6 protein-coding genes are annotated in these 7,709 nt (G+C 64.8%); 3 read left to right on the forward strand and 3 right to left on the reverse strand.

Annotated features, from left to right (window positions below; all coding sequences use genetic code 11):
• Positions 1-97 precede the first annotated feature (97 nt).
• The 3 genes from ADBZ9O_RS14395 to ADBZ9O_RS14405 form a co-directional block, all read right to left on the reverse strand.
• A complete protein-coding gene (locus ADBZ9O_RS14395) occupies positions 98-2,233 on the reverse strand; it encodes an acyltransferase family protein (RefSeq protein ID WP_526532311.1) in 2,136 nt (711 codons plus the stop codon).
• A 15-nt stretch (positions 2,234-2,248) separates the two neighbouring features.
• Positions 2,249-4,450: an SGNH hydrolase domain-containing protein gene (locus tag ADBZ9O_RS14400; protein WP_526532313.1), complete on the reverse strand. Its 2,202-nt coding sequence runs from the start codon at positions 4,448-4,450 to the stop codon at positions 2,249-2,251.
• Between the two features lie 70 nt (positions 4,451-4,520).
• Positions 4,521-5,021 carry a DUF2505 family protein gene (locus ADBZ9O_RS14405; RefSeq protein WP_526532315.1) on the reverse strand — a complete coding sequence of 167 codons (501 nt, stop codon included), beginning with the start codon at positions 5,019-5,021 and terminating at the stop codon, positions 4,521-4,523.
• 117 nt (positions 5,022-5,138) lie between these two features.
• Between ADBZ9O_RS14405 and ADBZ9O_RS14410 the strand changes: the two genes are divergently transcribed.
• From ADBZ9O_RS14410 to ADBZ9O_RS14420, 3 genes are all read left to right on the forward strand, one after another.
• Complete coding sequence (locus ADBZ9O_RS14410) at positions 5,139-5,870, forward strand: class I SAM-dependent methyltransferase (protein ID WP_526533158.1); 732 nt, start codon at positions 5,139-5,141, stop codon at positions 5,868-5,870.
• A gap of 13 nt (positions 5,871-5,883) precedes the next feature.
• Entirely contained in the window at positions 5,884-7,158 is a 1,275-nt protein-coding gene (locus tag ADBZ9O_RS14415; protein WP_526532317.1) for a glycosyltransferase, read from the forward strand.
• A 300-nt stretch (positions 7,159-7,458) separates the two neighbouring features.
• Positions 7,459-7,689: an MbtH family protein gene (locus ADBZ9O_RS14420; protein WP_526532319.1), complete on the forward strand. Its 231-nt coding sequence runs from the start codon at positions 7,459-7,461 to the stop codon at positions 7,687-7,689.
• Positions 7,690-7,709 lie beyond the last annotated feature (20 nt).

Below are 7,709 nucleotides of genomic sequence, written 5' to 3' on the forward strand. Positions count from 1 at the left end.
CTACCTGCCTTATTAGCGAACGCGTCAATTGAGTCGAGGCATTCTTACACTCAGGCGGGGGCCGTGAGTGGTGGTTTTGCGAACGGGTTGTCTTTGACTAGCTCAGCGCGAGTGCACGATCCGCCAGCGCTCCGATGACCGGTGTCAACAACCGCACGTATTCGATCGTCAGATGATTCTTGTCGAGATAGACCAACGTGTTGCCGACGATGACAGGGCAACGCTCTGAGGTGCAGAACAGGTCAGTGAGGTCGGCGTATTGACCGCCGCCCGCCGTAGTAGCGGCGGACTCGGCTCTGATACCGGATTCGTTGACCGTGGTCGACCTCGCCAGCGAGCACACCGTCGCATCGTCAAGGTGGCCGGACAGGCAGATCGGCGGAACCGATCGCGGGTCCGGGATCGGTCCGAGCACCAGCACCTGGGCGCCGGTTTCGCGCAGCTGCCGGACGAGGCGCGTCAGACTGTCGATCCACGCCGGGCTGTATGACGTGAAGTCTGCGGTGTAACCAGAGCCCGGGCCGTACTGCCGCCACATGTTCACCACAATCAGTTGGGGGTGCTCGGCACGGAACCGGTCGACGACCTGGCTGCGCCACGTCTCGCACTCGGTGTACTCCCGGTGCAGTTGTGGGCTGGTGATGGGCAAGTCCAGCAATGGGCAGCCCGCCTTGACCACCATCTCCAGGCGCCAGCCGCGCTGCTCGGCGATCGTGCGGAAACCCTGATTCCACATCGCGGCATTCGAGTCACCGACCACGGCGACCGTTGTCTTCGATGTTGTGTCGCCTGACGCGCAATCAGGCTGCGCGACTTGCCAACCGCTCAGCATGCAGCCGCTGAGGTACATGTCGTTGAGCTCGGCTGCCGCATCGGCCAATGGCGGCTGCAGGTTCGACGGCACCTCTTTGAGGTCTGCCGATGCTGCGACCGCAGCCTGCACTTGGGCAGTCGCTTCCTTGACCGCCTTGTCATAGCCCGCTATGTCCGCCCGCGCGAGCGGCGGCGGCAGTGCGGTGAAGGTCAGGGGCGCGACCGGGGCTCCGCGTCCCACCGGGGTCGGTACTACGACGAGCAGCGCTACGCCCACACACGCTGCGGCAGCGGTGGCCACCGCACCCAGCCCGAGACTGTGCCACGGTGAATCGCGAATTTTGGGGGCGAACCGCAACGGATTCTCGACGAAGCGCAGCGTCAGAACGGCGAGCCCGGCCGACAGCAGGGCCGCGGTCAGCCGGGCGGCCAGCCCCAGCGAGTGGCCGAAGATCAGCGGCGCGAATATCAGTACCGGCCAGTGCCACAAATACCACGAGTAGGAGATGCGGCCGATCGCGCGCATCGGTGCCAATCCCAGGAAGCGGCCGCATCCCTGCGCAGGCGCAGCGCAACCGGCACCGATGACCAGAGCCGCGCCCAGGGTCGGCAACAAAGCAGCCGTACCTGGATACAGCGTGCTGGCGCTCAACTGATTGCAGGCCACCAGGATCACGCCGAGCCCGGCACACCCGATGATCGCGGCGGTTCGCGACGACAAGCGGCGCCACTGGCCGGCAGTGAGTGCGATCAACCCGCCGACCGCCAACTGCCAGCCCCGGGTGGGCAACGAGAAGAAGGCCACGAACGGTGCAAAGTGAGACGCGACCAGCGACAGTGCCAGGGAGACAACGGCGACGATCGCGAGGAGCACCAGATAGGGGCGTTGAGAGGCGGTCGCCTCGCCCCTGGTGCGCTTACGCACCCGCCGGATCAGCCACGCTGTGCCGAGGATCAGTGCCGGCCACACCAGGTAAAACTGTTCTTCGACGCCGAGCGACCAGTAGTGCAGGAAGGGCGACGGCGGGAGGTACGGCGCGGAGTAGTCGACTCCCTGCAGAAGAAACCGGTAATTGCTGACGTACAGCGCGCTGGCGATCCCGTCGCCGAACGCGGTGCGGGCTTGTAGCGGTGGCAGCAGCACCGCCGCGCCGATCGCGGTGACAATGCCGACCAGTGCCGAGGCCGGCAGTAGCCGGCGGGCCCGGGCGCCATAGAAGCCACGCAGCCGAACCGTGCCGGTGGAGTTCGCCTCGCGCCACAGCAGTCCGGTGATCAAGAACCCCGAGATGACGAAGAACACGTCGACGCCGACGAATCCGCCGCCGACCCCAGGCACCTCGGCGTGGAACAGGACCACGGCCAACACCGCGATGGCGCGCAGTCCCTCGATGTCCGCACGAAACCCTGGTTTCCCCATCCGGACCCGGCCCCTCTACTTCTGCGCCAGGGCGCGATCGGCGAGGGCCTCGGCCACCGGCGCCAGCGCCCGCGCGTAGGTCTGAGACATGTGGTTGTCGTCCAGGTAGACGAGGGTGTTGCCGACGATGACCGGGCAGCGTTCGGCAGTGCAGAACAAGCCGGTGGTGTCGATGTACTGTCCGCCGCCTGCTGTGACTGCGGCGGTTTCGGCGGCGATACCCGACTCGTTGACTGCGGCTGACCGGGTGGGTGTGCACGCTGGTACGTCGTCCAGAAACCCGGACAGGCAAGCCGGTACGTGGAAGCGCGGGTCCGGGATCGGACCGAGCACCAGCACCTTCAGCCCGGAATTGTGCAGTCGCTGCACGAGGCGGGCGAGGCTGTCGATCCACGCGGCGTCGTAGGCCTGGTAGCCCGAGAGGGATTCCGTGGTTCCGTAGCCGTGCCAGAGGCTCAGCACGATCAGCTGGGGCCGCTCGGCTTCCAGCCGGCTGACGATCTGATCCCGCCATTCCGCGCAGTGGGCGAAGAGCTCCGCCATCCGGCTCAGCGGATTGGCGATCGGCACATCCAGCAACGGGCAGGCACCCTTGGCGAGCAACTCCAACCGCCAATGCCGTGCCGTGGCGACCTTTTGGAACGCCGGGGCCCACATTGCGGCGTGCGAGTCACCGACGAGGGCGATCCTCGTCGGCGACGACACATCGCCCATCGCGCATTCGGGCTGTCCACGTTCGAAAGGCTCGCGCAGACAGCCACTGAACGACATGGCCTGCTTCTCCGCGAGGGCATCGAACAGCGGGGGCGCCAGGTTGGATGGCACGGATTTGAGGTCGGCCGACGCCGCAACGGCGGCGCGCACCTGGGCGAACGTCTGCTGTACCGCTTCGTCGTATGCCCCGACAGGGGAGCCGCTGGGGACGGTAACGCCGGTGATGCTCAACGGGGCTGCGGCAGCACCGCGCCCGACGGGAGTGGGCGCCACCTTCAGAAGCCCGAGGCCGACACAGACCGCGATGATGGTGGCGACAGCGCCGAGTCCCAGGCTTCGCCAGCCAGAGTTTCGGATCTTCGGGGCGAAGCGCAGCGGATTTTCCAGATACCGCAGCGTCAGCCACGCGAGCCCCGCGGACAGCAGAGCCGCAATGATCCGTTCGGCCAAGTTGAGAGAGTGGCCCAGCGCGAACGGGGCGAGAACCAACACGGGCCAATGCCACAGGTACCACGAGTAGGAGATCCTGCCGATGGCGCGCATCGGCGGTACCCCGAGCAGGCGTCCGCCGCCCTGTGTCGGTGTCGAGCAGCCGGCGCCGATGACGAGTGCCGCGCCGAGCGTCGGCAGCAGTGCCGCGGCACCCGGGTACACGGTGGTCGGGCGCAACCACACGCAGGCCAGCACGATCAGTGCGAGCCCGGTCCAACCCCCGATGGCGGCGATCCGCGGCGAAAGGCGTTGCCATCCAACAGCTGTCAGCGCCACCAACCCGCCGATGGCGAGCTGCCAAGCCCTGGTCGGCAGGGAGTAGAACGCCGCGGCAGGCAAGATGTAGCTGCCCAGGAACGAGAGGAGAATCGAGACTGTCGCGACCACGGTGAGCAACGCGATGAACGGGCGTTTCGATGCGGTGACGTCCGAGGTTGGTCGTCGTCGTGCACGCCGCAGCAACCTGATCAGCCACACGGTGCCGAGCAACATCGGTGCCCAGACCAAGTAGAACTGCTCTTCGACGCCTAGCGACCAATAGTGCAGGAATGGCGACTGCGCGATGTGGTTGCTGAAGTAGTCGACGCCTCGCAGCACGAACTGGTAGTTGCTGACGTAGAGGGCGCTGCCGATGCCGTCGGTGATGGCAGGCCGAACCTGCAACGGCGGCAACAGGATTACCGACGCGATCATGGTGATGACGCCGACGGTGGCCGATGCCGGCAACAGTCGGCGGGCGCGGGCGCCCCAGAAGTTGTGCAACCGTACCGAACCCGTGCTGCTCACCTCACGCCAGAGCAATCCGGTGATCAAGAACCCGGAGATGACGAAGAACACGTCGACGCCGACATACCCGCCGCTGATACCGGGGACCGCCGCGTGGAACAGGACGACGGCCAGCACGGCGACGGCGCGCAATCCCTCGATATCCGCGCGGAATGTCTTCTGTTCGGGGCGCTGAGTCTGCTGGTTCTCGGTAGGGCTAACGCTCTGCGCCTGGCGCAAGTTCACCTACTTCAAATGAGTGACGCGTCGGTGGGTCGAGGCATTGTTACATTCGCGCGCGTCAATAAGGGGTGCTTTATCCGTGTTCGGCCACCCATGTGGTCGTGTAGCGCAGCGTCGCGGGGATGCTCGTGGCGAGACTCGCGCCGATCGACTTCTCGAGTTTGCCGCCGACCAGAGGGATTTTGACGTCGACTTTTCCGGCCGCGCGCAGCGTGGAGGCGGTGCCCGCCGGCGTCAGCCAATTGTCTGCGCGGCTTGATCCCAATCCGCCGGAAGCCGAGACATTGCTTTCGCCACGCACGTGGCCGTCGCCGGTTGGTCGCCACGTCTCGCGGTACAGCAGCTTGAGGTCGCCCCTGACGAAGTTCGCAATCAGGGCGGGAAGGATCTGGAGTCCGAGGTGTTGGGTGATGTGGACTTCCACCGCACCGTCGTCATCGACAATCAGTGAATCGAGGGTGGATCCGGCGTCGCCGGCCAGCCGGTCCAGCCAATAGTCCTCACGGCGGAATGCCGCGTGAATCGCCTCGACGCTGGCGGCTGACTCGCAGACGATTTCGAATGAACGCGACATAGCCGACCATTCTTACGCCACGTGGTATCGAGCCGAAACACTCATGCCACGGAACTGCTTTGTGGTAAGGATCTTCGCGTGAATATCAACGGCGTCAGTTTCAACAGCGGCCTGGTCATGTTGGCAGATGCGATGCCAGGCGTGAACCGGATCAGGGCCGTGCAACAGGCCCTCGGCATGCGACCCAACCCCGTCTACCTGGAAATCGGCGTTTCCCGTGGACAGGCCTTTCAGCGGATCAGCGCCGATCTGAAGATTGCCGTGGACCCGGCGTTCCGGCTCACCGAGCGCACCCGCGAGCTTGCCAACGCCAAAGGGCGCGTCACCAAGTATTTCGAGACCACCAGCGACGCATTTTTTGACAACGAGACAGCTCTTCTGGAACAGCACCCCGTTGACGTCGCGTTGATCGACGGGCTGCACACCTACGAGCAGGTGGTGCGCGACGTGGAGAACACGGTGCGCTATTTGAACGACGACGGCGTCATCTTCCTGCACGATTGCAACCCGCCGTTCGAACTGGCCGGCCGCCGCGCCGAGTCGTGGGACGAGTTCATGGCGCAGCAGTCAGGGCCGTTGAAGATCGGCATCTGGAACGGCGATGTCTGGAAGGCCATCGTCGAGCTCCGCAGCACCCGCCCTGACCTGGTGGTCGGGGTGCTCAAGTGCGACCAGGGCGTCGGATTCGTCCGAAAAGGCTCCCCGGAATCGACGCTGCCCTACTCACCGGAGCAGGTCCGAGCGCTCACCTACGCCGATCTCAAGGCAAACCGCAAGCGACTGCTCAACCTGAAACCGCCCGGGTTTCTCGACGAATTCCTCGCAGCATCCACCGCGTCCCCGCAGTAAAGGTCGACGAGCGATGAAGTTCGTCTTGGCCACGTGGGGGAGTCGTGGCGATATCGAGCCCACCGCGGCTGTCGGCCGTGAGCTGGTGCGCCGCGGGCATGACGTGTCCATGGCGGTCCCGCCGGACCTGGTCGAATTCAGCAAGGCGGCGGTGCCTGCCACGAAAGGATTCGGGCCGAACTCGCGGTCGATTCTGGACGCGCACCGTGATTACTGGACGTGCTTCTTCAGCAGCCCGTGGAAAATCCGGCAGATGGCCAGGGCACGGGCGGAAATATCCGGGCCCCTGTTTCAGGGCTGGCAGGACATGAGCGCGACGTTGATGTCGCTGGCCGAGGGAGCCGACCTGTTGTTCAGCGGCATCAATTTCGAGGACGCCGCCTCCAACGTCGCCGAGCATTACGGCATCCCACTAGCGACGTTGCATTACTTTCCGCTGCGCCCCAACGCCAGGGTCCTGCCTTTCCTGCCGGCACCCCTGGGCCGTGCGGTCGTGCGGGCGTTCTGGTGGATGTCGTGGCGCGGGACCAAGAAAGTCGAGGACGCCCAGCGCCGTGAACTGGGCTTACCGAAGGCGACGAGGTCGGCACCGTGGCGGATCACCGAAAATGGGTCGCTGGAAGTGCAGGCCTATGACGAGGCATGTTTTCCCGGGCTCGCGACCGAATGGGCGCAATTCGAGGACCAGCGTCCGTTTGTCGGGACGCTGACATTGGAGTTGGCCACCGAGACCGACGACGAGGTCGCGTCGTGGATCGCTTCGGGCACCCCGCCGATTTTCTTCGGCTTTGGCAGCATTCCGGTCGAATCTCCAGCCGACACGATCGCCATGATCGACGCGGCATGCGCCCGGCTAGGGGAACGGGCGTTGGTCGGCGCCGCCGGAACGGACTTCAGCAACGCCCCACATTCCGAGCGTGTCAAAGTGGTCGGCCTGATGAACTACGCGACCGTCTTTCCCGCCTGCCGTGCCGTCGTTCACCACGGCGGCTCGAGCACGACGCCCATCGGCATGCGCGCAGGAGTCCCGCAGCTGATCCTCTTCTGGGACCTCGTCCACGCCATCTATGGAGCCGCAGTCAAGCGGCTGAAGGTGGGCACCGCCCGGCGGTTTTCCACCGTTACCGAGGACTCGTTGGTCGCGGACCTGCGCGCCATCCTTGCCCCCGACTACGTGGCCCGGGCGCGCGCGTTGGCCACCCGGATCACCGAACCGGCGGCGAGCGCTGCATTTGCCGCCGACCGCCTGGAAGAGTTCGCTCGCCTGGGACGGGTTCACACACGTTAGTCACGTCGGACCTACCAGCGGACCAGCATCGCCGATGATCCCGCGTTTGCTGGCCTACAACTACTGGTCGTAGCTAGAACAATCGATCGCACCGAGTGTGGTCGCGGCATCTCTCGAACCCGACGCAAACTTCACTATCCGATAGAAGTAGCTGGTCAATACCCGTTGTCGGTTTGCCAGAGTGTGACAAGGCCGCTGCTAGTGATGTGAGTCACAGTCGACTTCGTGACATGCGTCATAGCCGCGAAGTATGGTTTGGAACTTGTTCTACTTATATTGACGAGACTGTCAGGAGATGCGGTGAGCGCCAATCCGTTCGATGACGACGAGGGCAGCTTCATCGTCTTGGTCAACGACGAGGAGCAGCACAGCCTGTGGCCGACATTCGCTGATGTCCCCGCTGGTTGGCGGATTGCGTACGGCGAGGCCGACCGCGCGTCATGTCTGGACTACATCGAAGCGAACTGGCCCGACATACGGCCGAGGAGTCTGCGCGAACGGTTGGCAGATAGCCGAGCGTCTGACAGTTGAGCGGTTCGGGTCGGGGAGTT

The sequence above is a fragment of the Mycobacterium sp. genome, assembly GCF_965229105.1.
In the GTDB taxonomy this organism is placed as follows: Bacteria; Actinomycetota; Actinomycetes; order Mycobacteriales; family Mycobacteriaceae; genus Mycobacterium.